A 24,668-nucleotide genomic window follows, 5' to 3' on the forward strand; every position below is an offset into this window, starting at 1 on the left:
ACCAATCGATGAGCGGGCACAGCAGAGTGTTCTGGCAACATGACTGACGGTGTCACCACGATGCAGCATCAGCATGGCGGTGAGCCGCCGGGCGTGGTTTTTGTCCTTTGTTTTATGGATAGTTTTCTGCATCAGGCGTCGTTCGGTTCTGGGTATTGGTGCTATGATCGACATTGCTCAGTCCGGCTGGTGATTTGGGATATTCAGCGATTGATCAGATCGCATAAACCGGACTGAGTTCCCTCTAAGTGATCTACTATTCCGAGCAGTTATTTAGCCTGCCATATTTTCACTGATTGCAAAAGGCTTACGGATAATGAAAGAACAATCTTTACCCATCGTTCCATGGATTGGCGGCAAACGTCGTCTGGCTAAGCATATTCTGCCGCTGTTCCCGGCCCATACCTGCTATGTAGAGCCGTTCTGTGGGGCAGCTGCGCTCTATTTTCTTAAGACACCCAGCAAGATCGAAGTCATTAACGATATCAACGGTGAGCTGGTGAATCTGTATCGGGTGGTAAAACATCACCTGGAAGAGTTTGTCCGCCAGTTCAAATGGGCACTGGTCAGCCGTCAGATTTACAAATGGCTGCAGGATACGCCGGAGGAGACACTCACCGACATACAGCGGGCGGCCCGGTTCTACTACCTGCAGAAACAGGCGTTTGGCGGTAAGGTCGCCGATCACACTTTCGGAACCTCTACAACCAGTGCGCCGCGCTTCAACCTACTGCGCATCGAAGAAGAACTGTCGATGGCACACCTGCGTCTGTCCAGAACGCTGATAGAGCATCTGGACTGGCACCAGTGCATAGAGCGATATGATCGCCCGCATACGCTGTTCTACTGTGACCCACCGTACTGGGGAACGGAAGGCTATGGTGTGGAGTTCGGGCTGGAAAACTATGATCACATGGCAGAGCTGGCGCGGAGTACCAAAGGGAAGATGATTATATCGGTGAACGATATCCCGGAAATGCGGCAGGCATTCAACGGTCTGAACATGCAGTCGGTTGATATCAGCTACAACCTTAAGGTAACAGGCAAACCCAGCCCGAAGAAAGAGCTGGTAATTTGTAATTTTTGAAAGAGGTAGTTAAAGGTGGTGGTGCATCTGCAGCACCACCTAAACATTTAATCCTGCCTTGGACAAGTCCAATAATCCTTATCTGGCTCTGGTGAATAAGCCTTCAAACAACCTGCTCGCGGGGCCTTACCATCATCTGTCATAGGAACTTTTTCCTTATCAAGTTTCACGGTCAGGTCTCCACCGGGAACATCCGTTTTATCGAAAAAAACAGCCTGACATGCTGATTTAGATATTTTCACTTCGTGGGCATTATTTGATATGAACAAATAACAATTATGACCAGAGGCTATGTAGTCACTTGGAATATTATTTTCGTCTTTAATATGAAACTGCACCGTTGTCACCGGGCGTTCGCTATCCTCGGATACTTCGATTTTTTCAAAACTGTCCGCGTACTTATCCAGGCCGGGGAGTTGTTGGCGAATAAACGGTAATTCGCGTTTTATAACCGGATTATCTGTTTCAACGCTAAAAACCGTGTGCTCCTTAGCTGTGGTGGACGTATCAGCAGGATCGGTATTATCTCCACACCCAGATAAAACAAATATCAACGGTAAAAATAATTTGCGCATAGTCATGTCCTTATACCTCTAATGTTCTTAATAGGAACAGATTAACCCGTATTTTTTAATCTATCGAACGCTGCGGACAGCTCCTTAAGCTGTTTTTCCATATCAATCATTCGCTGTTTTTCCTCAGCGCCTCGCAGCAACTCTTTTCGCACCTCTGGCTCCAGTTGGTTGAGCAGTTCCAATAACTTCAGATCAGACTGGTTGAAATGCTGCTCCTGATTAGCTGGCTGTGCTTTCTCTACCCCAACAGCTTCCCCTTTACCAGTAAGTAGCCAATCTATTGATATGTTCAAATGGGTGCTTAACGCAACAAGAGCCTCCGCATTAGGCTCTCTCTCTCCACGCAGATAGTTTTGAAGTGAGCGATATGGAATTTTCGACAAGTCTGACAATGCCTTTATTGTCAAGCCCTTAGCATCCATCGCTTCGCGCAATCTCTCTTTTATACTCATTTGAATATATCTCGATTTGACATACCCGTTTGGGTGCGTGCAATAGACCCAATAGAGTACATCATAACCCAACAGGAACACGGTGCATATGAACAAACAACAAGTTCGGGCACGGCTGGTTGAACGAGGCAGTAGCTTGCGCCAGTTCGCGCTTAACGCGGGCTATGAGCCACGAACAGTCACCCAAGCTGTCAGCCGCTGGGCAGGAAAAAGCGAACTTCCACGCGGTCGTTTGACTTATCGGATTTTGCGAGACCTTTCGGTCGCAATAGGCAAAGAAGTTACCCCCGGCATCCTCAAGGAGGCGTCATGAGTAAACCAAATACATCAAGCTCAGGTACCCGTATTTTGCGTGTCCTTAAAGCTTTACGCGGTCACGCTCTGAACGGTGTTTCTAACGGTGAACTGGCATCAGCTTTGGACGAGTCCCCGGCGAATATCAATCGGGCGCTCAATACCCTTATAGAGGAAGGACTGGCGCTGAAACTGGATAACGGACGTTTCGCCCCTGGAGTCCAGCTCTTACAAATAGCCATGGCGCATAGCAATGAGATGGCGCGGGCACAGGATCGTATCAATGAAATTAACCAGCGTGTTATGGCTGGCAGTCGCTAAGGAGTTGAAATGGGACGCACAAAATCACAACCAGTTGAACTAGTGGAAGATGCACCGCTGACCGATGGTCTCAGCGTCAATCTTAATGCTATGTCCGAACATCGCCTCGAAATCATGCAGCAGTTTGGTGATGGGCTGCCGTATGAACGTGATCGTATTGTCCATGAAACACGTTTTTACATGGCTCAGAGTGCTGAAGCCATGCTGGAGGCCGGTAAGCGACTGGTAATTCTCAAAGAAAATGAACCGCATGGTGACTTCATCGACATCGTCGAGTCTCAGTTATCCCTGTCCAAACGTACCGCGCAGGTGATGATGCAGGCATCACTCAAATACTTGTCTCCCAAGCTTGAACCAAAAGCGCAAGCGCTTGCGCTTTTGGGTAAAACAAAGCTGTTTGAATTGATGACGGAAGATGACGAAGACCTCGTCGAATTAGCCGATGGCGGTACGATTGCTGGTATGAGCCTCGACGATATCGATCGCATGACAAGCCGCGAACTGAAAGCAGCCCTACGCGAAGCGCGCGAAACCAACGCAGCACAACAGCGCGTGCTGGCCGACAAAAACGAAAAAATCGACTCGCTTTCCACAAAACTGGAGAAGAAATCCCGTATCCAGCCGCCCAAGCCTGACGAAGAAGTCAAGAAGCTGCGGGCAGAAGTGACGGCGTTAGCGGTTGAGGCGGAATCTGCCATCGCGGTTCGACTGTCCAGCGCCTTTGAAACCCTGTGCGCATACTGCGCTGAAAACATGATTGATACCCCCAGAGACTTTATGGCCGGTCTGGTCTGCCAGCTGGAAAGCACCGCGCGTAGCCTGCGCTCCACATTTGACCTGCCGGACGAGCCGACAGGTAACGCCGCCCCTTCATGGCTGACTGACCCAACGCCACAGATTAACGGGCAGGAGGCATAACCCATGAGTGCCGCCCTGACTGAACGACTGGTTTATGTTGCCCGCGCGGCACGTGACGCGGGGCATGGTAAGCGCGGTGCGATATACGACGCCGCCTGCGCTGAACTGGGCATGTCCCGCGCCACCCTGCTGCGCAAGCTGAAGGAGGTATCAGTGACTGATAAACGCAAAAAACGCGCCGATGCCGGGCGCAGCGCCCTGAGCCGCGACGAAGCCGCGCTGATATCTGCCACGCTACGCGAGGCCACCCGTAAGAACGGTAAGCGCCTGTATTCCATCGCGGATGCGGTGGAGACCCTGCGTTCAAACGGCTTTATCACTGCAGGCAGAACGGACGAGGCCACAGGCGAGTTTTTCCCGCTGTCCGAGGACACCATCAGCCGCGCCCTGCGTAACTATGGCCTGCACCCGGAGCAGCTTGACGCACCGGCTCCGTCGTCTGAGATGGCCAGCCTGCATCCCAACCATGTCTGGGAGATTGATGCCTCACTTTGTACGCTTTACTACCTGAGCAACGGCCATAAAGGGCTGCAGGTGATGGACAGCGCGAAGTTCTACAAGAACAAGCCCGCCAACATTGCCCGCATCGCCAGTGACCGCGTGTGGAGTTACGAGATTACCGACCATACCAGCGGCTGGATTTACGTTGAGTACGTGATGGGCGCGGAATCCGGCGAGAACCTTTGTTCTGTTCTTATCAACGCGATGCAGGAACGTGGTGGCGCGGATGTGCTGCACGGCGTACCGAAAATACTCTACCTCGACCCCGGCTCGGCGAACACCGCTGGCATGACGAAAAACATGTGCCGCTCACTGGGTATCAACCTGATAGCGCATAAACCACATAACGCCCGCGCCACCGGGCAGGTGGAAAAGGCGCGTGACATTATCGAACGCAAGCTGGAGCCGGGTCTCAAGTTCCAGCCGGTTCACAGCCTGGAAGAGCTGAACGCACTGGCGGTGAAATGGCGCAGCCACTTTAACGCCACGGCTGTTCACAGCCGCCACGGTAAAACCCGCACGGATATCTGGCTGAAAATCACCGCAGAGCAGTTGAAGAAAGCACCTTCCGTCGAGGTATGCCGCGAACTGGCGGTGGCTGCGCCGGAAAGCCGCAAGGTCACATCAAAACTGCGTGTACCGTTCCGGGGCGCAGAGTTTGATGTTTCGACGGTGCCGGGCGTGATGGTCGGTGAAAAACTGATGATTACCCGTAACCCGTGGCGCAACGATGTGGCGCAGGTGGTGCTGACCGGCGAAGACGGCCACGAGACGTTCTTCCTGGTCGAAGAGGTCAGAAAGAACGAGTTTGGCTTTGCCGAAAGCGCGGCGGTATTTGGCGAAAACTACAAAGCCCTGCCGGAGACCCCGGCGCAGACGGCGGCAAAAGAAATCGAAGAGCTGGTCACCGGCACCGATAACGCCGCCGATGCAGCAGCTGCACGCAAGGCGAAGGCGCTGCCGTTTGGCGGACGACTTGACCCGTATAAACATATCGACGACACCACGCTTCCGGCCTATATGCCGAAGCGCGGTCAGGCTTCAGATGTGCGCGGGCCGCGTATTGAGCAGCGTCCGCTGACCCATGTGGAGGCGGCGAAAGCCCTGCGCGAGAAGTTCAGCGCTAACGGCCATACCTGGACGCCGGAACATTACCGCCAGTTAACGGCGCAGTACCCGGATGGCGTACCGGAAGCCGCGCTGGATGAGGTCATGGTCACCCTGACCACCCCGGCCCGCAGAAGCGTTATCAGCATCGTTAACGGCAACTGAGGAGGAAGACATGCTGGTACTGAAGCAACAACTGAAAGAGGCCCGCATCCCGCAGGCGGTGGTGGCAAGAGCCGTCGCCGTTTCCGAGGCCACGCTGGCCCAGATTGTGAACCACAACGAGTGGCCCCGCACCAGCCCGGAGGAAGTGCGCCAGCGTCTGGCGTCTTATCTGGAAAGTCAGGGGATTAATACAGCGAAGAGTTTTGGTGCTGCACAGGACGCTGTCACGCCCCGTACAGCGGGCACTACCGATAAAACCAACCTCAGTGAGGAAGAGAACATGTTACTCAAAAAGCAGGTGTTATTTCCAGCAACCAAAAAAGCGTTTGGCCTTTTCCGTGATCCGTTCGCCGATGAGGCCATGCAGGGCGCGGACGATGTGTTCACCACACCGGATATCCGCTATGTGCGTGAGGCACTGTTCCAGACCGCCCGTCACGGTGGCTTTCTGGCGGTTATCGGCGAGTCCGGCGCGGGTAAATCCACGCTGCGCCGCGACCTGATTGAACGCGTCAACCGCGAGAACGCGCCGGTGATTGTTATCGAGCCATACATCATCGCCATGGAAGACAACGACGTGAAGGGCAAAACCCTGAAGGCGGCTGCCATCGCCGAGGCCATCATCAGCACCATCGCGCCACTGGAGAGCATCAAACGCAGCCAGGACGCCCGCTTCCGCCAGTTGCACCGCGTCCTGAAGGACAGCAGCCAGGCGGGCTTCAGCCACGTTCTGGTGATTGAGGAGGCTCACAGCCTGCCCATCCCGACGCTGAAGCACCTCAAACGCTTCTTTGAGCTGGAATCGGGCTTCAAAAAACTGCTGTCCATCGTGCTGATTGGCCAGCCTGAACTGGCGGACAAAATGTCCGAACGCAACATGGAAGTCCGTGAGGTCGTCCAGCGCTGCGAGGTAGTTGAACTGCTGCCGCTGGACAACAGCCTGGAAGAGTTTCTGGCGTTCAAACTACAACGCGCCGGTAAGCAGCTGGCCGACATCATGGACCCCAGCGCTGTGGAAGCCATCCGCGCCCGCCTGAGCAATCTGGGCAGCAACCGTAAAAGCATGGTCAGCCTGCTATATCCGCTGGCCGTCAGTAACCTGGTGATAGCGGCCATGAATCTGGCCGCTGAAATCGGGGTTCCGCAGGTCAACGCCGACGTCGTCAAAGGGGTTTAATCATGAAATCCATCGCCGATATCAACCAGCAGATGAACAAGGTGCAGTCCGCCATTATGGCGCTCAACGCCATGAACACCACCGTACAGAGCGTCATGATTGCTGGCAGTAAGCCGGTTATCCGTATCGCCCGCAACGGGCACTGTGCCCGCCTGCTGGAACAGGGCAAGGCAAGTTATACCCATGTTGGCCATGACGGCTCAGGGCGCTTTCGTCAGGGCGTCTTTGAACTGCATGGCTGCCGTATTACCTGGTCAGAGTCATTACATTAACCATAAGGTGAACAGAGATGAGCGAAGTAAATAAAGAAGACTACATGAAAGACCGCAAGGGGCGTCTGGTGCCGGTTGACCAGGTGTCTGACTATGACCTTGCAATGGATTCTTTCGTTAAAGAACAGGTTGCCGCCGCGAAGGTTAAACGCGATGAACTCAGCGACTTCAAGCGTCGTGCCTTTGACGAGTGCTATGCCTGGCTTGACCTTGTGGCCGAGAAGTACGGCAGAACGCGCGGCGGTGCCAAAGGCAACGTGACCTTCAGCAGCTTCGACGGTGCTCAGCAGATCACCATCCGCGTTCAGGAAACCCTGACGTTCGGGCCAGAGCTGCAGATTGCCAAAGACCTGATAGACGAGTGCGTCACCGAGTGGTCGGAAGGCGCGAACGCCAACCTGCGGGCCATCATCAGCGATGCTTTTCAGGTGGACAAAGAGGGCCAGCTTAACACCGGACGCATTCTTTCCCTGCGTCGCGTCAAGATTCAGGATGAGCGCTGGAACCGGGCAATGGAGGCCATATCGGAATCACTGCAGGTGGCAATGTCCAAAACCTATATTAATTTCCGGGAGAAAGATAAACACGGGAAGCTAATTAATATTCCATTAGATATCGCTGCCATTTAATTTTAATTCAATTTCTTTTTATTTCGGCGTCAGCGCCGTGGGCTTCTGCACGCCGAAAACAGCATTGAGGAATAAATCATGTCCATCAAGTGTTCCAACTGTAAGAAAGGTATCACCACCCTGAAGTTCAGCGACGCCAGCGTCATTACTTCTGGCAAATACCATGTGCCAGCCGTCCTCATCACGCTGGTATGCCCGCACTGCAGCCAGCACTACTACACGGAAGTCCCGGCCATGGAGTTGATCCCCTGCGAGGCAACAAAATGAAAGGCATGAAATTATATAACCGTTCGACGATTTACAATCTGGCCCTGAAAACCTTTGGCCCTGAAGCACAGGCGCTGAAGCTAAAGGAAGAAGCCGCCGAACTGGCCGCTGCCGCTGCCCGCAACATGAACGGACTGGGCAATGAAGTTGATCTGGCTGGGGAGCTGGCTGACGTTGAAATCATGATTGAACAGTTCCGCCTCAACGGGATGGGCCTGATGATTGACTTTCATAAGCAGAAAAAGCTGGAACGCCTTGCCGAACGTCTGGGGGTGACTTATGCCGCAGAATAATGAAAAGCTGCTGGAGAACTTAAAAAAGTTGCTGGCGCTGGCGAAATCCGACAACCCTCATGAAGCTGCACTGGCCCTGCAACGCGCCCAGAAACTGATGCAGGCCTATAACATCACCCAGGCTGACCTCGCACTCAGTGATATTGATGAAAGCGTCAGTAACTACTGGGCAGCAGGTAGCGTTAACCCGCCGCGATACATGCTGGGTCTGCTGGATATTATCCAGGTAGCATTTGGCGTTAAGTCTATTATTCACTCCGGCTTTAAACCCAGCGTTGGTTTTTACGGTAATAAAGACCGGGTTGAACTGGCCTCATATACATGGGAGGTACTGGCCAGACAATTAATCGTGGCCCGTAAAAACTATATTCGACAGCAGAATAAAAGAATCAAAAACACGACCAAGACCAGTCGTGGTGACAAGTTTGCCGAAGGCTGGGTTCTGGCCGTGCGCAGCGAGGTTCATTTATTTGCTATGTCCCGCGAAGAACGGGAGCTGGCAAGCCTCTGGCTTGAACAAAAATACCCTGACTCAGGCACAACCACGGGCCGTGGGGCCGGGAAATCACGTGACGCGGACATGTCCCGCCACATTGGTTACAGAGAAGGGGAAAACGTCCGCCTGCATCAGCCTGTCAGCGGGCAGGAACAGCGGAAGCTGGGGAGTGGCTTATGATGGCTGAATCTATTGTATGTGCCCTGTTCTGGTATGGCCTCGTGGGGTGGTGTACTGCTGAACTGCACCGCCGCTCAGGTTTTTACTCACGTTACAACGGTGCCGCACACTGGATCAGTTGGGCTATTATGTTCCTGTGCTGGCCTGTAGCGCTTCCTTTATATGTCGATTATATCGTTGGCGCAGGTAAAAGGAGCGACGATGATGACTAAGCAGCGTCTTATTCAACTCATCCATATTGCCCGCAATGACCTCCAGATGGATGAGGACACCTACCGCCAGATGCTACAGGGTCTGACCGGCAAAGCCTCAACCAAAGGGATGGATACCCCGCAGCTCAACCGCGTGCTGGAATCCATGAAAAAGAAAGGCTTTCGCATTAAGCCTGCCGGAAAAGCCAGGTCCGGCTTACCGCTGGATAACCATCCCCAGTCAAAGAAAATCCGTGCGCTTTGGCTTGAAATGGCAGCGGCGGGTACCGTCCGTGACTGTTCAGAGCAGGCGCTGGCGTTGTGGGTTAAACGGGAAACGGGCATCAGCGCGTTACGCTGGCTCAGCAATGAGCAGGCAAGTAGCGTTATTGAGAAACTGAAGAAGTGGCAGCGCAGAGCTGCGGGAGTGAAGCAATGAGCGACCTGAATCAGTTTCGTAGTAAAGGGCCGGAACTGTTGGTAGAACTGGCACAGCACACTTCTGAGACCGTCCGCGAGATTATTGATATCGAACCCGCAGTTGCCGACCAGATTGGTCAGGCTGTTGCGAACCGCATGATGCAGGTCTGGGGTGGGCAAAACGTCTATTTTCCGATGGGCATGGTCTGGAAGGTTAGCCAGCGCGACCGGGAAATCTTCCTGGAGTTTGACGGACGCAACCATCACGAACTGGCCCGCAAATTTGGTGTTTCGCTACAATCTGCAATCAGGCTGGCGCGAGTTCTGTTTTTTTTCGGGCCGGTCTGATTTTCACATACTGTAACGTTATTGCATATTCCATCCAATCTCTTCCCATGTTGACCCAGTTCTTCCCATAATTATCTCACTTATTCCCTGTCATTTATCTCAAGTCTAATCAGCGTGGATGTCGATGGCGTCTTTATCTGTGGGCAGGTGGCGGCACGTAACATGATCAAACAAGGGCAGGGCGGACGCATCATCAACATCACCTCTGTGCACGAGCATACGCCCCTGCCGGGCTCAGTGGCCTACACCGCGGCAAAACATGCGGCAGGCGGCCTGACCAAATCGATGGCGCTGAGTCTGCTGCCCCACAATATTCTGGTCAATGCGGTCGCCCCGGGGCGATTGCGACGCCGATGAACAAGATGTCCGACGCGGATGCGCACAACGTAAAAATGCCAGAAATTCCTGCCGGCCGCCCTGGCGATACGCACGAAATTGCCAGTATGGTAGCCTGGCTGAGTTCCGAGTGGGCGACCTATACCACCGGTCAGTCGTTTATTATCGACGGCGGCTTTATGCTGGCCAACCCACAGTTTAAAGGCTACTGATCGGCCCGGTGATGATTCCAGCGGCGAATCGCCCAGCGCAGCACAAACGCAAAGACCACCGCCGCGCCCAGCCATAGCAGGTGTTTAAAGTGTTGGTCGAGTTTGTGCAGCCAGGGGGCGATAATGCCGCCTGCAAAATAGCCGAGCGTAACAAACAGCAGTGCCCAGACAGCCGCCCCGGTGACGTTGAGGAGAAAAAACTTCAGCGGCTTCAGGCGGCTTGCGCCAATAATGATCGGCCCAATAATACGAAAGCCATACATAAAACGTGCGCCAATCACGAAAAGGCTGGGACGACGCTTAATCAGGCGGTTCGCCTTCACCACTTTATCCTGATGTTTTTTAAAGCGTCGCAAAATGCGGGTACCAAAACGCCGGCCAATCCAGTAGAGCATCTGATCGCCCACCACGCCGCCTGCCATCGCCGCCAGTACGACGCCACTGTAGTGCAGTAGCCCTTCGTGAGCGGCAACACCGCCCAGCAGCAAAAACGTTTCACCCTCGGCAATACAGCCAATAAACAGCGCAAGATAGCCGTACTGCGTAATTAACCCATTGATATCCAAATGCAAGGCTGAACTCCCTGTGTGAAGATTTGTCTTTCAGACTATACCCGATTTGCCAGGACAGCGGATTAAGACCCCGTAAGCGATCTTTTTCGCCGTTTTTTTGCGCAGAGGCCCCAGAAATTATCCTGCCGATTATACTCAAATGACTGCTGCCCCCTTGTGGAAATGTTAACAGATCGGGTGGCCCAATCGGTCAGAGGAGTAAGCGTATGAACCATGTCTGGGGTTTGTTAGCGCATCCAAACCAGGAAATGCGCACTATCAAGCAAGAGAACGAAACGGTTTCGCACCATTACACTCACCACGTGCTGCTGATGGCCGCTGTGCCGGTGATCTGCGCCATGATTGGCACCACTCAGTCAGGCTGGAACCTGGGAGAAGGGCAATATGTGCAGCTTAATTTGCTGACGGCGTTGGGCCTGGGGATTCTGTTCTATCTGGTGATCCTGGGCGGCGTCGCCGTTATGGGGCGGGTGATTCACTGGATGGCGCGTGACTATCCCCATCGTCCCAGCATGGGGCGCTGCACCGTATTTGCGGGCTATGTCGCTACGCCCCTGTTTTTGAGCGGCCTTGTCGCGCTTTATCCGCTGGTCTGGCTATGTGTGCTGGCGGCAGCGCTGGCGCTCCTGTATACCGGGTATCTGCTGTATGTCGGCATTCCGCTGTTTCTGAATATCGACCGTGACGAAAGTCTGCGTTTTTCCAGTTCAACACTGGCTATTGGTGTGCTGGTCTTCGAAGTGCTACTGGCTCTGACCGTGGTGTTATGGGGCTATGGCCCGAATCTGTTTTAACCTGCCGTTGCCGCCTACAGGGCGGCAACCTTTTTTTAACGCTCAGAAACAATCTCACCAGGAAAATTCCCTGACTTCAGCGTATGATGCTGCGGCCAGCCCGCGCTCTGCCTGTTCAGGCGTTGGCGGCCTGTGTTTACACAGCGCACAATCTTAACCGGGTCTTTTTTCCACGATGCCTGCAAAAATTCGCTTTTCACTGTTGTCGCTGGCGCTGCTCGTTTCCGGGCAGGTTGTTACCCTTCCAGCACAGGCGACCACCACGTTGTCGCAGATGGCCCCGATTGCTCAGCCGCAAATCGCCTCAGGGAGCGCCCTGATTGTCGATCTGACCAATGGTAAAGTCCTGTTCTCCAGTCACCCGGATCGGGTGCGCCCCATTGCGTCTATCACGAAGTTAATGACGGCCATGGTGGTACTGGATGCGCACCAGCCGATGAACGAGATGGTGAAGGTCGATATCAGCCAGACCCCCGAGATGCGTGGTGTGTTTTCTCGCGTCAAACTGAACAGCGAAATTAGTCTCCGCAGTATGCTGATGCTGGCGCTGATGTCCTCGGAAAACCGCGCGGCAGCCAGTCTGGCTCACGCTTATCCGGGCGGGTACGATGCTTTTATCCGGGCAATGAATGCCAAGGCGCGCGCGCTCGGCATGATGCACACGCATTACGTTGAACCCACAGGCCTCTCTATCAAAAACGTGTCCAGCGCCCAGGATCTGGTGAAGCTGCTGAAAGCGACGCGTGAATATCCGCTTCTGGGGGAGCTCCGCACGACCAAAGAAGAAACCGCCGTGTTTGCCCATCCGAGTTATGCGCTGCCATTCCGCAATACCAATCACCTGGTGTATAAAAATGGCTGGCATATCCAGTTAACGAAAACGGGTTACACCGATCAGGCGGGGCACTGTCTGGTCATGCGGACGATGATTAAGAACCGCCCGGTCGCGCTGATGGTACTCGATGCGTTTGGCAAATATACCCATTTCGCCGATGCGAATCGTCTGCGCGACTGGCTGGAAACCGGCAAGGCTGCGCCGGTTCCGGCGGCTGCGCTGGCCTATAAAAAACAAAAAGCGGATGAGGTTGCCAGCAACGCAGCCAGTGGGGCCGCTGTAGAGTAATCCTCTGCCGGGGCGCTACGTTTCCCCGGCTGAGATTGACCTGTATTCCTATAGTTTCATGGCAGACGAAAATCTAAACTACCCGCAAATGGCGAGGGTGATTCGCCTGATTACTGTGCCGGAATCTCATTGATATGCTCAAGTTACGTTCATTTAGTGTTCTGATTTTTTTCGCGTTGATGACGCTCGCACCCGCGCTGAGTTTTGCCGACGATGCGACGCAAGCCACGCAGCAAACCGACGACAAACCCAAGGTGGATGCCTCTGTCGAGCTGCCGAAAATGCAGAAGATCCTCGATAAAATTAAAAGCCAGGTCTCCGTTGAAAGCGACGAAAATAAGCTCAGCCGTCTGAATGAGATGGCGCTGGAGTTATCAGGCAATACGGATACGCTTGCGCAGGCGTTACAGCCCGATCGCCAACAACTGGAAGCGCAGCTGGCCGTGCTCGGTCCGGCACCCAAACCGGAAAGCGGCGTCAAAGAGACACCAGACGTGACGCGCAAACGCAGCGCGCTGGAAAGTCAGAAGAGCAAGCTTGATGATCAAATCAAGCAGGCGGAAGGCATTAAAAACAGTGCACTGATGCTCTCCTCACAAATCGTCAATCTGCGCCGCGACCAGCTAAAAAATAAACTCGCCCTGAATTCAGGCAGTATTCTGGGGCCGCGCTTCTGGGCGCCCGTGTTAAGTAGTCAGGATCTGGATGCGGAAAAAATTGGCGATTTTCTCAATGAGCTGAAAGACACGGCCGCACTCTCCTGGGAGCCGGGCTGGCGCATTGGCACGGTTGGCTGGTTGCTGGCCGCGGTGCTGGTGATGACGCTCGGCCGTCGCTATGGTGAAGAGTTCCTGGCCTGGGTCAGTATCAATAAATTGCCTGAAGGGCGTTTGCGCCGTAGTTTTCTGGCAACTGCCGTGGCGCTGACCAGCCTGGCGGCCGTTGTCCTGACCTTCGTCTTTATTTCGCAGGCCTTTACGCGCCGCGATGAAGTTTCCAGCGATGTGCAGGACTTTATTTACCGTCTGGTCGAACTCAGCGTCTACTGTGGCCTGATTGCCGGGCTGGGCCGTGCCTTTTTATCTACGCGTCGCCCCAGCTGGCGTCTGCCGACGATTTCGAACGAAGTCGCCATCGCGCTTAAACCGTTCCCGCCGATTACGGCCCTGCTAGTGTTTATCTTTCAGATGGTCGAGTCCTTTAACTACACCGTCGGCACCAGCCTGAATACCAGTATTTTTGCCAACGGCCTGACGGCATTACTTATCGGCACTACGGCACTGGCGATCAGCATGCGCACCAAGCGCGTTCGTCGTCGCCTGGCGCAGTCGGGTACGCCGCCGGAAGCGCGTTCTACCCTGGTTGGATTGATTCAGATGGCGCTGACGATCACCGCGCTGACCATCCTGGCCTCACTGGTGATCGGCTACGTCACGCTGGCGCGTTTTCTCAGTTATGAGCTGGTGTGGTGCGGCATTTTGTTTGGCTCATTTTATATTCTCAGTCATCTGGTCAACGACAGCTGTGAGAGTCTGTTCTCAATCAGTAACACGACAGGTAAACGCATCCAGAGTTCACTGAACATTGATGAACGTCATCTGCAGCAGGTGGCGACCATTCTGGCGGCGATAGGTAAAACGTTCCTGGTGCTGTTTGTGGCGCTGGCGCTGCTCAACGGCACCTTTGCCTCGTCGACGCCGATTGAGTTGTTGCAGAAAGCCATCGAATTCTGGGGCGGTAAAGGCCTGGAGTCGCTGAATATCGTTCCGGCGCACCTGGTTAATGCATTGCTGTGCCTGATTGTCGGGATTTACGTCTTGCGTTCAGTGCGGCGCTGGCTGGACAACGACTTCCTGCCCAAAACCACCATGGACAGCGGGATGCGGGTGTCCCTGGTGACGCTGTTCAGTAACGTGGGCTATGTGCTGATTATCCTGCTGACCCTGTCGATTATGGGGCTGCAATGGAACAAGCTGGCCTGGATCGTCAGTGCATTATCCGTCGGTATCGGTTTCGGCTTACAGGAGATCGTTAAGAACTTTATTTCGGGTTTGATTCTGCTGACTGAGCGCCCGGTGAAAGTGGGCGATCTGGTGACGATCAGCGGCGTGGAAGGGGATATTCGTCGTATCAACGTGCGTGCGACGGAAATTCAGCTGGGCGATAAATCTACGGTGATCGTGCCTAACTCGCAGTTTATTTCTCAGAACGTCCGTAACGCGACCATGGGTAACGCGCAGGGCGTGGTGACGATTACCCTGACGTTCCCGCTCAATATTGACCCCGTGCAGGTACGTGAAATTCTGCTTAAGGTGTATGAAGAGAATGAGCGCATTCTGGAGACGCCGGAACCGTCAGTGTCGTTTAAAGATCTTACCGCGCAGGGCATTGTACTCAGCGTAACCGGTAACGTGGCCAGCCAGCGCCAGATTGCAGGCGCAAAAAGCGATCTGCTGTTTGATATTCTGACGCGATTACGTAAAGAAGGGATCGTCCTGTCGACGCCGCAGACCATGATTATCGAACGTCGTCAGCTGCTGGCCTCGGATGTCAGCGATGACGTAACGGTCACAGAGCAACCGCGTTAATGAAACAGGCAGCCCTATGGCTGCCTGTTTTTTCATGGCCTTTTGAGGCGTCAGGGCTGCCTGACCGCCCAGCCTTTCAGCTTACTGGTTTTGCCAATACCGGGGTTAAAGCTGTTGGTCGGATCGAGCTGACGATAGAACGCGGCCAACTGCGGCTGGGCCTGATAGAGATGGCCGACGTTATGCTCTGCCGGATACTCCGCGCCGCGCGTCTTCAGAATCGCCAGCATTTGCGCTTTCAGGGCATGGACATCCACCCCTTTTTTAACGATGTAGTCCTGATGGAAGACATGGCAGAAAAAATGGCCGTAATACAGCTGATGACTGAGTGACTGCGTTATCCCGGCAGGCAGGGTTTCGAACCAGTCTCTGTCATTGCGGCGCAGCGCAATATCCAGCGCCAGAATATCTTCCACCTCTGTGGCGTGAACGGCGTGATAACGCACTGCCGCACCGGCAGCGGCAAAGCGGTGCAGGAAAGCGTGCGCGCCTTCTTTGCCTTCGCACTCAAAAAACTCTCCGCCACCTTCACGGAAAAACTCCCGCAGGTAGTTGCGCGCCTCTTCGACGCCCTCACCCGACATTTTCAGCATTAAATGATGCTGGTATTTATCGCGATACTGCTTCATGCGTTTCGGCAGATGCGCCGGAAACAGGCGACTCAGCCGTTGCAGCAGCCGGTCAGTCAGATGCGGTTTTATGAAAGACAGTTTATTAAGCCAGCCGTCAGCCCGACCTTTAAGCGTAAAAAACAGGGGCATCTTGTCGGTGCCCAGTTTGTCAATCATCAGGAACGTATCTTTGCCGTACACTTCGGCGATATCGTAGATATCCCGGTGCATATATTCCGCGGCAACGGGCAGATTTTTAAAATGGGCCAGCATATGGCAGCGCAGGTCGCTGAGCACGGCGGCATCGCTAGTGCCGATATAGAACACCTGCTGCTGCGGTTCCTGCTCAAATGTGTCCAGGCGTACCGCGAAAACCGCCAGCTTGCCTGCGCAGCCGGACGCTTCAAACAGACGACGGGCATCCGCGTTAAAACGGGCGGGCGTATCGGCATTCACATCGCGCACGCGGTCAGCATAATCATGATCGGACGCGTGACGGCCATCATGCAGGACATCGTCCGGCTGCCAGCGATCGTCATCCAGGCGTCCCAGAATCTCTTCCGGCGAGGTGCCCAGGTCAATGCCCAGATGATTGACCAGCTTCAGTCGCCCCTGGGCATCAATCTGAGCAAACAGCGCCATTTCACTGTAGGCCGGGCCGCGTTTGATCAGCGAGCCGCCAGAGTTATTACAGATGCCACCCAGCACCGACGCACCAATACAGGAAGATCCAATCACCGAGTGCGGCTCACGGCCCAGCGGCTTCAGGATCTTTTCCAGTTGATACAGGGTACTGCCCGGAAAGGCCAGGACCTGTCGGCCCTTATCGATGAGCTGTAGCTTATCCAGCTTCAGTGTGCTGATAATCACCAACGGACGATCGTAGTCGTCGCCCTGCGGCGTCGAGCCTTCGGTCAGGCCGGTATTGGCCGCCTGCATCAAAATGATTGCATCCGCAGCGACCAGCGTTTGCAGTACGCGCCACAGCTCCAGCAGCGTAGCCGGAAACACCACGGCCAGCGCCTCGCCTTCACCAGAACGAAAGCCTTTACGATAGCGAACCGTGTGCGCGGCCTCAGTCAGAACGTTACTTGTGCCAACCAGACGGCGCAGATCGGCAATCAGGACAGACGATGTCATCATGGGCAATTCCCTTGTCGTATGCATGCGTCCTTACTGTAGCACGTCAGTTGCGTCGGGCGCAGTGTGATAGCCGCAGGCGACATGCTATGCTCTGATGATGCCATCCTGCATTTAGTCGATATTGCGCAGTTACTTAAGAGAACCCAACCCGATGAAATGGATTTGCGCTGTTAGCCTCGCTGTTTCCCTTGCGCTGCAACCTGCACTGGCCGGGAAGCCCACCGTTCAGCATCCGATGACCGAAAAGGCGCGTGATGCCTACATCAATAATCTGCTTAAAAAGATGACGCTGGATGAGAAAATTGGCCAGTTGCGTTTAATTAGCGTGGGACCGGATACGCCAAAAGAAGCCGTGCGTGAGATGATCCACAAGGGGCAGGTGGGCGCGATTTTTAATACGGTTACGCGCCCGGATATCCGGGCGATGCAGGATCAGGTGATGCAGCTCAGCCGGCTGAAAATTCCGCTGTTTTTCGCCTATGACGTCGTGCACGGTCAGCGGACGATTTTCCCGATTCCGCTGGCATTAGCCTCCAGCTGGGATCTGGATGCCGTTAAAGAGGTTGGGCGCATTTCAGCTTATGAAGCGGCAGACGATGGGTTAAATATGACCTGGGCGCCGATGGTTGACGTCAGCCGGGAGCCGCGCTGGGGACGCGTGTCCGAAGGCTTCGGCGAGGACACCTATTTAACGTCCGAAATGGGACGCACCATGGTGAAAGCGATGCAGGGCAAAAGCCCGGCAGACCGCTACAACATTATGACCAGCGTTAAGCACTTTGCGCTGTACGGCGCGGTTGAAGGCGGACGGGATTACAACACCGTGGACATGAGTCCGCAACGCATGTTCCAGGACTATCTGCCGCCGTATAAAGCCTCTCTGGATGCCGGCAGCGGCGGCGTCATGGTGGCACTCAACTCCATTAATGGTGTGCCCGCCACGGCCGACAGCTGGCTGCTGAAAGATCTGCTGCGTCGTGACTGGAAATTTAAAGGGATCACCATCAGCGACCACGGTGCGATCAAAGAGTTGATTAAACATGGCGTGGCGAGCGATCCGCAGGATGCGGTGCGTATTGCCCTCAAATCCGGTGTCGATATGAGTATGAGCGATGAATATTACAGCAAATACTTACCGGACCTGGTGAAACGCGGCATTGTCAGTCGGGCGGAAATCGACGATGCGGCGCGCCACGTGCTTAACGTGAAATACGACATGGGGCTGTTTAACGATCCCTATAGTCATCTGGGGCCGAAAGAGAGCGATCCCCAGGACACCAATGCAGAAAGCCGCCTGCATCGTCCCGAAGCCCGGGATGTGGCACGCAAAAGTATGGTGCTGCTGAAAAACCGCCTGAATACGTTACCGCTGAAAAAATCCGGCACCATTGCCTTGATCGGGCCGCTGGCAGACAGCCAGCGCGATATCATGGGCAGCTGGTCAGCGGCAGGTGTCGCGAAACAGTCTGTTTCGCTGTTGCAGGGGATGCAAAATGCGACGCAGGGTAAAGCGACGCTGCTGTATGCCAAAGGATCCAACGTGTCAGACAACAAAGGTATTCAGGACTTCCTGAATATGTATGAACCTGCCATCGTCGTCGATCCGCGCTCCGCACAGGCCATGATCGATGAGGCGGTAGAGAAGGCAAAACAGGCAGATGTCGTCGTGGCCGCCGTGGGGGAAGCGCAGGGCATGGCGCACGAAGCGTCCAGCCGTAGCGATCTGATGATTCCACCTGCGCAGCAAAAATTACTGGCTGCGCTGAAGGCAACAGGCAAGCCGCTGGTCATCGTACTGATGAACGGTCGTCCATTGGCGCTGGTCAACGAAGATCGTATGGCCGATGCCATGCTGGAAACCTGGTTCAGCGGGACAGAAGGGGGCAATGCCATTGCGGATGTGCTGTTTGGCGATTACAACCCCTCCGGCAAGCTGCCGATCTCCTTCCCGCGTTCCGTGGGACAAATTCCCATCTATTACAACCATCTGCCGACCGGCCGGCCTTATAACTTTGCCAAGCCAAACAAGTACACGTCCCACTATTACGATGCGGAAAATGGCCCGCTCTATCCGTTTGGTTACGGCCTGAGCTATACCACGTTTACCGTGTCGCCGGTGACGCTGTCCGCTGAAACCATGCCGCACAACGGCAGTGTTGAAGCCAGCGTGACCGTAACAAACAGCGGTAAAGTTGACGGGGCCACGGTCGTCCAGCTGTACCTGAACGATCCGGTAGCCAGCATGAGCCGGCCGGTAAAAGAGCTGCACGGGTTCAAACGGATCATGCTTAAAGCCGGGGAGTCGCAGAAAGTGACCTTCAGGATTGACGTTGATGCACTGAAATTCTGGAATCAGCAGATGAAACACGTTGCCGAACCGGGCAAATTTAACGTCATGATTGGTCTGGACTCGGTACGCACCCAGAACGCCCAGTTTACCTATCAGTAAGCCCCGGCACGAACCGCGCGTCCGGTTCGTGCTGATTAACGCTTCCCCGTACCGGGGAAGCGCATCCCGTTTCTGCTTCCGCCATCCTGCCCGGACCTCCCCACTTTGAGAGTTTTACCCTTGTCTGACATGGCGACAGGCATGATCCTGCTCTATCCTCGGGGAAAATGGATTCCTCAAGCACGAATGAGGCGCTATGACGTACCAAACACTGATTGCCGAAGCCCACAATCAGCAGCGCACCCTGACGGCCATTGTCGAACAGGATGCGCGTACTGCTTATTTCTATATCTGGCCCACTGACCTGTTTCGTAGCCAGTTTGCGGTGCGCGGCTGCTGGTTACGTAACCTCCTGCCCGCGCCGGTTGAGGACGATCACCAGGCGATGGCGCAGGGCATTGCCCCCCTGTTAAGTGCCGAATACTGTCGTAACCTGGAAGCGGAGCCGCCGCTGGATCCGGCAGGGTTGCAAATACTCTGGGAACCGGGCGACGCGTGCGCAGCACTCTGGTACTACGGTCAGCTTCTTGCCGTGATCCCGGGCTGGAGTCTTTATCAGGATAAGCAGGTCAGTTTTTCTGCAGGCTGTATTAAAAACAACCGGCTGACCGCACCCCTGGGTTCGGCGTCCACTAACCATTATTACGCCCTGGCCGAACAGCAACGGCAGTTCTGGCGTGAATGGCATGACGGCAGCGAATGGGACAAGGTACAGCAGGATCTGATGACCTGTTATCAGGCGCAGTTTGGCGAGTCGGTAAAATACTACGCGATCGATCAAGGCAACTGGCCGCCAATGGCGCTGTCGCAGCATTATCACAACGGCATCTGGTATTTTCTGACGCTGGGGATGAGTATTCGTCCCATGCCGCAGGTAGATTTTCTGTTTGATGAACTGGCACCGCACTATCGCCGGGCAGAGCTGGGGATGGCTGTTGATGGCGAGGTGATGACGGAGAGCAATGCGGTGCAAATGGCCAGTGCGCTGGCAGAATTTGTGCATTTACCATGGGCGCGCCTCACCTGGCTCGGCGAAGGCCATACGCTGGCTTCGGAAGTGGCTCCTGTGGGATTTGAAAGCTATCTGTTAGCCAACGAGCTGGCACCGGAAAGCGCGCAGTTTGTCCTGCCGAGGCGCGATGGCGACAGGCCAACGTTACTGTGGGCCACGCCGGTAACCGAAGCGGAGCGTCAGTTTGCACAGGCTGAACCCCAGGGCGGACAACAACTGCGTGAACGCCTTTCCGCTGGCGGAAATACCCATATTTTCCGGCCACGCGAGCAGGTCGTCGAGGCGGGATAAGCCGCGCAATTGGGTGCCGCCTGCCGCCAGGGGTAAGAAAGTTACGCACCTGGCGCAATTAAATATCTTTATTGTTAAATGACTTGTTAAATTTGTGATCTAGTCTACTCAAGTTCCCCTTTGCTGTGCCGTTAACCCGGATCAGGCAATGGCGCCACAAAAGGTCAGGGGAACAATGATGTTAAAGACCACGCAATCCCGCTTCACCGCAACACTTATCGGCTTCTTTGTTGCGTTAATGTTGGTCACTATCTGGGTAATTAATCAGTTTGTTGCGCCTCAACTGGTGGAAAATGAAAGCCGCCTGATTCGTTATCAGGTGGATTCACTGGCTACCGGCATTGTTGAGCAAATGAACCGTGTGCAGGCGCAGCAACGCGCTATCACCGAGGCTGCGGCCGTCATCGACAGCGCGGCGATCGACACCTTATTACCGGCGCTGGTCAACCAGTATCAGGACAGCAACGTCTTTGGCGGCGGTATCTGGCCCTTACCTAATCGTCGCGAAGCCGGAAAAGAAAAAGACAGCAGCTTTTTCGCGCGTGATGCCAGTAATAAGCTGCAGGTGAATACCTACTGGAACTCTGAGGCGGCTGACAAGTACTGGGAGCAACCCTGGTACAAAGACGGGATGGCTTCACCAAAAGGGCAGTGTGCCTGGGCTAAGGCTTATCAGGATGCCGCCAGCCCACAGCCGCGTACCAACTGTGCGATGGCCATCTACCGCGACGGTTCCGTCTGGGGCGTCTCAACCATCGACGTTACGTTGGGTTTTTTCAACCAACTGGCTAAAAAAATGGGCGAGGCGATTCATGGAGACGTACTGATCGTTGAGTCTGACGGCAAAGTGGTCGGCAACGCAGCGCTGGCGAACGGTACGCCGAAACTTGAGAACCTGAGCGATCTGCAGAATCCAATGGCTGGGCCATTGAAAACCCTGCTGGCTCACGCAGGCACCCAGCCGACAGAAACCACTTACAATAGTCATGACGGTGAACAGACGCTGTTTTTACAGGCTATTCCGGGCAGCCCGTGGTATCTGGCCAGTAGCGTTCCGAGCAGCCTCCTGAAAGCACAGTCCCACAACATGCTGATGCGTCTGGGCCTGGTACAGATCCCGCTGGCAGTTATTCTGTTACTGGTGCTGTTAGGCTTTGTCCGCGCGATGATGAAGCGCCTGAGAATGCTGAATCAAAATATTGAAGCCTTGTCGACAGGCGGTGCGGATTTGACCCAGCGCCTGCCGGCCAGCAACAGCCCGGAATTCAACGCGGTGGCACAGAGCTTCAATAATTTTATCAGCTACCTGCAAGGGTTAATGCAGCAGGTTGGCGGCAGCGCCCTGGCCATTTCAGCCGCATCACGTGAAATTGCCAGTGGTAATACGAATCTGTCGTCACGGACGGAAGGTCAGGCCAGCTCGATTGTTGAGACGGCGGCCTCAATGGAACAGCTGACCGGCACCGTGCGTCAGAACGCCGATAACGCCACACATGCGAACCAGCTGGCCGGTGAGGCGTCACAGGTGGCGGCACGTGGCACAGAGGTGGTTCGGCAGGTCGTCAGCACCATGGGTGAAATCCATCACTCTTCACGTAAAGTCGTGGATATCATTAGCGTGATCGACAGCATTGCCTTCCAGACCAATATCCTGGCGCTGAACGCCGCCGTTGAAGCGGCGAGTGCCGGAGAACAGGGCCGGGGCTTTGCCGTGGTGGCATCAGAAGTCCGTAACCTGGCGCAACGTTCCGCTAACTCCGCCCGTGAGATCAAAAAACTCATCGAAGAGTCCGTAGCCAATATCGATGCGGGTAGCCAGTTGGTCGAGCAGGCCGGGCAGACGATGGACGAACTGGTGCAGGGCGTCAGCAGCGTGACCACCCTGATGAGCGAGATTATGGCGGCCAGCCGTGAACAGAGCATGGGCATTGATCAGGTCAACGTGGCCATCAACCAGCTAGACAGCACCACGCAGCAAAACGCCGTGCTGGTTGAAGAAGTCTCCTCAGCCGCCCAGGCGATGGAAGCGCAAAGTCTGCAACTGGAACAGGTTGTGAAAAGCTTTAAACTTTAACGCCCATCGGGCCAGCCTCCGCTGGCCCAATATTTTTGCCGATCGGCTTCACCGTCTGACAGATTTGTGCATAAACAGCACAATTTTATCCCCTCAACCTCGCCGATCTTGTGCCAGAATGATGAGGAACACATTCAAGGAATCCTCATGTCTGCTATTGAAGTCATCCTCGTCGACCATCTTGATCGCCCCACTGGCAAAATGGAAAAGCTGGAAGTACATGAAAAAGGATTACTGCACCGTGCCGTGACGGTGTATGTTTTTAACGCCCGTCAGGAATTGCTGCTTCAGCGTCGCGCCAGCGATAAATACCATTGCGGCGGCCTCTGGAGTAATACCTGCTGCGGCCATCCTTATCCTCATGAGTCGACTAAAGACGCGGCTGAACGTCGGTTACGTGAAGAAATGGGCATGACCTTGTCGCTGACGCCGATCTTCGAACTGAGCTACAACCTGCCCCTGAGTAATGGTCTGACAGAGCATGAATACGGCCATGTGTTTTTTGCGGTCAGCGATGAGCTGCCCCAGCTCAATCCGCAGGAGGCCGACGCTTTCGACTACCGTTCGATGCAGGATATCGCCCGGCAAATGCAGCAGCAGCCGCAGCAGTTTACGCCCTGGTTTCTTCATACATTCCCGCGTATTCCTGCCTACCTTGAGCATTTCACTTTCCCGGCATAACGCTCTCGCCCTGGCTGATGTGGTCAGGGCCGGTTTCGTCACAAAACCCATCGCGCAACGCTGTTGCCAGGCTACGCTTTTATTGCAATGAATAAAAACGGTGGGGTGCCCGTGCGCGTTTCGCAGTGCTGACAACCAACGGCGACTCCAGGTGAATAACGTGATAAGGAAAGCAACATGGCAACTATTCGCGGTTGGGCGGGCATCGGTGCAGTAGTGTTTAGTCTCGGGATGGCGCATGCGGCCGAACCGGTTCGTGTCGGTTCCAAGATTGATACCGAAGGCTCACTGTTGGGAAATGTGATTCTGCTGGTGCTGGAAAAGCATGGTGTCAAAACCGTGAATAAAATCCAGTTGGGCGCCACCCAGGTGGTACGCGGTGCCATTACGGCGGGGGAACTGGATATCTACCCGGAATACACCGGTAATGGCGCGTCCTTTTTTAACGACGAAAAAGACAGTGCCTGGAAGAATGCCCGTCAGGGTTATGAGAAGGTCAAAAAGCTGGATGCAGAGAAAAATCACCTGATCTGGCTGACGCCCGCGCCCGCCAATAATACCTGGACCATTGCGGTGCGCAATGATGTGGCCGAAAAAAATCAGCTTAATTCACTACAGGACCTGAGCGCTTACCTCAAAAAAGGCGGTACGTTTAAGCTGGCTGCCTCGGCGGAATTTATTGAACGCAGCGATGCGTTGCCGGCCTTTGAAAAAGCCTATGACTTTACGCTTAAGCAGGATCAACTGTTGTCGCTGGCAGGCGGCGATACGGCGGTAACTATCGGTGCGGCCGCCCAGCAAACCTCCGGGGTAAATGCGGCCATGGCCTACGGCACGGATGGCCCGGTTGCCGCGCTGGGCCTGAAAACCCTGAGCGATCCCAAAGGCGTGCAGCCCATCTATGCGCCCACACCCGTTGTACGTGAAGCGGTGCTCAAAGCCTATCCGCAAATGGATGCCTGGCTAAAACCGGCGTTCAGTGCACTTGACGAAAAAACATTGCAACAGCTCAACGCCAAAATTGCTGTGGAAGGGCAGGATGCCAGCAGTGTGGCAAAAGCGTGGCTGCAACAGCAAAAGCTGCTGTAA

At 54.6% G+C, this 24,668-nt stretch carries 26 protein-coding genes and 2 pseudogenes; 23 read left to right on the forward strand and 5 right to left on the reverse strand.

Features of this window, described 5'->3' with window-relative positions:
- Nucleotides 1-174: pseudogene (locus tag F7Q90_RS15935) on the reverse strand (IS630 family transposase); the annotation flags it as partial.
- A 142-nt stretch (nucleotides 175-316) separates the two neighbouring features.
- Between F7Q90_RS15935 and F7Q90_RS15940 the strand changes: the two are divergent.
- Nucleotides 317-1,087, forward strand: a complete 771-nt coding sequence (locus tag F7Q90_RS15940) for a DNA adenine methylase (protein WP_006118601.1) — start codon at nucleotides 317-319, stop codon at nucleotides 1,085-1,087.
- Nucleotides 1,088-1,134: 47 nt separating this feature from the next.
- Here F7Q90_RS15940 and F7Q90_RS15945 read toward each other — a convergent pair whose 3' ends face one another.
- Both F7Q90_RS15945 and F7Q90_RS15950 read right to left on the reverse strand, forming a co-directional pair.
- On the reverse strand, nucleotides 1,135-1,662 hold the full coding sequence (locus F7Q90_RS15945; RefSeq protein WP_237166117.1) for a hypothetical protein: 528 nt from the start codon (nucleotides 1,660-1,662) through the stop codon (nucleotides 1,135-1,137).
- Between the two features lie 41 nt (nucleotides 1,663-1,703).
- Entirely contained in the window at nucleotides 1,704-2,114 is a 411-nt protein-coding gene (locus F7Q90_RS15950; protein ID WP_044241752.1) for a helix-turn-helix domain-containing protein, read from the reverse strand.
- Nucleotides 2,115-2,202: 88 nt separating this feature from the next.
- On the opposite strand from F7Q90_RS15950, the gene F7Q90_RS15955 reads away from it, so the two are divergent.
- From F7Q90_RS15955 to F7Q90_RS16020, 14 genes and pseudogenes are all read left to right on the forward strand, one after another.
- Nucleotides 2,203-2,427: a hypothetical protein gene (locus F7Q90_RS15955; RefSeq protein ID WP_001041677.1), complete on the forward strand. Its 225-nt coding sequence runs from the start codon at nucleotides 2,203-2,205 to the stop codon at nucleotides 2,425-2,427.
- Entirely contained in the window at nucleotides 2,424-2,729 is a 306-nt protein-coding gene (locus F7Q90_RS15960; protein ID WP_006118599.1) for a helix-turn-helix domain-containing protein, read from the forward strand. The genes F7Q90_RS15955 and F7Q90_RS15960 overlap by 4 nt, the downstream gene beginning before the upstream one ends.
- Before the next feature lie 9 nt (nucleotides 2,730-2,738).
- Nucleotides 2,739-3,647, forward strand: coding sequence for a DUF3102 domain-containing protein (locus F7Q90_RS15965; RefSeq protein WP_006118598.1), 909 nt, complete (start codon nucleotides 2,739-2,741; stop codon nucleotides 3,645-3,647).
- A 3-nt stretch (nucleotides 3,648-3,650) separates the two neighbouring features.
- Nucleotides 3,651-5,420, forward strand: coding sequence for a DDE-type integrase/transposase/recombinase (locus F7Q90_RS15970; protein ID WP_006118597.1), 1,770 nt, complete (start codon nucleotides 3,651-3,653; stop codon nucleotides 5,418-5,420).
- 10 nt (nucleotides 5,421-5,430) lie between these two features.
- Entirely contained in the window at nucleotides 5,431-6,597 is a 1,167-nt protein-coding gene (locus tag F7Q90_RS15975; protein WP_006118596.1) for an ExeA family protein, read from the forward strand.
- 2 nt (nucleotides 6,598-6,599) lie between these two features.
- Nucleotides 6,600-6,869, forward strand: coding sequence for a hypothetical protein (locus tag F7Q90_RS15980; RefSeq protein ID WP_000835317.1), 270 nt, complete (start codon nucleotides 6,600-6,602; stop codon nucleotides 6,867-6,869).
- Nucleotides 6,870-6,886: 17 nt separating this feature from the next.
- Nucleotides 6,887-7,498, forward strand: a complete 612-nt coding sequence (locus F7Q90_RS15985) for a DUF3164 family protein (protein WP_006118595.1) — start codon at nucleotides 6,887-6,889, stop codon at nucleotides 7,496-7,498.
- 78 nt (nucleotides 7,499-7,576) lie between these two features.
- The gene (locus tag F7Q90_RS15990) at nucleotides 7,577-7,765 is read left to right on the forward strand and encodes a hypothetical protein (protein ID WP_006118594.1); all 189 of its coding nucleotides are present in this window, start codon (nucleotides 7,577-7,579) and stop codon (nucleotides 7,763-7,765) included.
- Nucleotides 7,762-8,058, forward strand: a complete 297-nt coding sequence (locus F7Q90_RS15995) for a nucleoside triphosphate pyrophosphohydrolase family protein (RefSeq protein WP_006118593.1) — start codon at nucleotides 7,762-7,764, stop codon at nucleotides 8,056-8,058. Before F7Q90_RS15990 ends, F7Q90_RS15995 begins: the two co-directional genes overlap by 4 nt.
- Entirely contained in the window at nucleotides 8,045-8,734 is a 690-nt protein-coding gene (locus F7Q90_RS16000; RefSeq protein ID WP_006118592.1) for a DUF2786 domain-containing protein, read from the forward strand. The genes F7Q90_RS15995 and F7Q90_RS16000 overlap by 14 nt, the downstream gene beginning before the upstream one ends.
- On the forward strand, nucleotides 8,731-8,946 hold the full coding sequence (locus F7Q90_RS16005; RefSeq protein ID WP_006118591.1) for a hypothetical protein: 216 nt from the start codon (nucleotides 8,731-8,733) through the stop codon (nucleotides 8,944-8,946). The genes F7Q90_RS16000 and F7Q90_RS16005 overlap by 4 nt, the downstream gene beginning before the upstream one ends.
- Nucleotides 8,936-9,364 carry a gp16 family protein gene (locus F7Q90_RS16010; protein WP_044241748.1) on the forward strand — a complete coding sequence of 143 codons (429 nt, stop codon included), beginning with the start codon at nucleotides 8,936-8,938 and terminating at the stop codon, nucleotides 9,362-9,364. Before F7Q90_RS16005 ends, F7Q90_RS16010 begins: the two co-directional genes overlap by 11 nt.
- Nucleotides 9,361-9,693: a Mor transcription activator family protein gene (locus F7Q90_RS16015; RefSeq protein ID WP_006118589.1), complete on the forward strand. Its 333-nt coding sequence runs from the start codon at nucleotides 9,361-9,363 to the stop codon at nucleotides 9,691-9,693. The genes F7Q90_RS16010 and F7Q90_RS16015 overlap by 4 nt, the downstream gene beginning before the upstream one ends.
- A 102-nt stretch (nucleotides 9,694-9,795) precedes the next feature.
- Nucleotides 9,796-10,241: pseudogene (locus F7Q90_RS16020) on the forward strand (SDR family oxidoreductase); the annotation flags it as partial.
- Here the strand turns inward: F7Q90_RS16020 and F7Q90_RS16025 are convergent.
- On the reverse strand, nucleotides 10,235-10,813 hold the full coding sequence (locus F7Q90_RS16025) for a DedA family protein (protein WP_033737714.1): 579 nt from the start codon (nucleotides 10,811-10,813) through the stop codon (nucleotides 10,235-10,237). The pseudogene F7Q90_RS16020 and the gene F7Q90_RS16025 overlap by 7 nt on opposite strands.
- Nucleotides 10,814-11,019: 206 nt before the next feature.
- On the opposite strand from F7Q90_RS16025, the gene F7Q90_RS16030 reads away from it, so the two are divergent.
- The 3 genes from F7Q90_RS16030 (at nucleotide 11,020) to F7Q90_RS16040 (ending at nucleotide 15,318) form a co-directional block, all read left to right on the forward strand.
- Entirely contained in the window at nucleotides 11,020-11,607 is a 588-nt protein-coding gene (locus tag F7Q90_RS16030) for a Yip1 family protein (RefSeq protein ID WP_006118587.1), read from the forward strand.
- Nucleotides 11,608-11,782: 175 nt separating this feature from the next.
- Nucleotides 11,783-12,730, forward strand: coding sequence for a D-alanyl-D-alanine endopeptidase (pbpG, locus tag F7Q90_RS16035; RefSeq protein WP_006118586.1), 948 nt, complete (start codon nucleotides 11,783-11,785; stop codon nucleotides 12,728-12,730).
- 134 nt (nucleotides 12,731-12,864) lie between these two features.
- On the forward strand, nucleotides 12,865-15,318 hold the full coding sequence (locus tag F7Q90_RS16040; protein WP_006118585.1) for a DUF3772 domain-containing protein: 2,454 nt from the start codon (nucleotides 12,865-12,867) through the stop codon (nucleotides 15,316-15,318).
- Between the two features lie 50 nt (nucleotides 15,319-15,368).
- Here F7Q90_RS16040 and dld read toward each other — a convergent pair whose 3' ends face one another.
- Nucleotides 15,369-17,072 (reverse strand): D-lactate dehydrogenase, encoded by a 1,704-nt coding sequence (dld, locus tag F7Q90_RS16045; protein ID WP_006118584.1) that lies wholly within the window; start codon nucleotides 17,070-17,072, stop codon nucleotides 15,369-15,371.
- A gap of 151 nt (nucleotides 17,073-17,223) precedes the next feature.
- Here dld and bglX point away from each other — a divergent pair, with 151 nt between their 5' ends.
- The 5 genes from bglX (at nucleotide 17,224) to osmF (ending at nucleotide 24,668) form a co-directional block, all read left to right on the forward strand.
- The gene (bglX, locus tag F7Q90_RS16050; RefSeq protein WP_006118583.1) at nucleotides 17,224-19,521 is read left to right on the forward strand and encodes a beta-glucosidase BglX; all 2,298 of its coding nucleotides are present in this window, start codon (nucleotides 17,224-17,226) and stop codon (nucleotides 19,519-19,521) included.
- Nucleotides 19,522-19,717: 196 nt separating this feature from the next.
- The gene (locus F7Q90_RS16055) at nucleotides 19,718-20,824 is read left to right on the forward strand and encodes a suppressor of fused domain protein (protein ID WP_006118582.1); all 1,107 of its coding nucleotides are present in this window, start codon (nucleotides 19,718-19,720) and stop codon (nucleotides 20,822-20,824) included.
- 178 nt (nucleotides 20,825-21,002) lie between these two features.
- Complete coding sequence (locus F7Q90_RS16060; protein WP_044241745.1) at nucleotides 21,003-22,898, forward strand: methyl-accepting chemotaxis protein; 1,896 nt, start codon at nucleotides 21,003-21,005, stop codon at nucleotides 22,896-22,898.
- 147 nt (nucleotides 22,899-23,045) lie between these two features.
- Nucleotides 23,046-23,579: an isopentenyl-diphosphate Delta-isomerase gene (gene idi / locus F7Q90_RS16065; protein ID WP_006118580.1), complete on the forward strand. Its 534-nt coding sequence runs from the start codon at nucleotides 23,046-23,048 to the stop codon at nucleotides 23,577-23,579.
- Nucleotides 23,580-23,810: 231 nt separating this feature from the next.
- Entirely contained in the window at nucleotides 23,811-24,668 is an 858-nt protein-coding gene (osmF, locus tag F7Q90_RS16070) for a glycine betaine ABC transporter substrate-binding protein OsmF (RefSeq protein ID WP_044241808.1), read from the forward strand.

Origin of the sequence: Pantoea stewartii subsp. stewartii (assembly GCF_008801695.1) — a bacterium.
In the GTDB taxonomy this organism is placed as follows: Bacteria; Pseudomonadota; Gammaproteobacteria; order Enterobacterales; family Enterobacteriaceae; genus Pantoea; species Pantoea stewartii.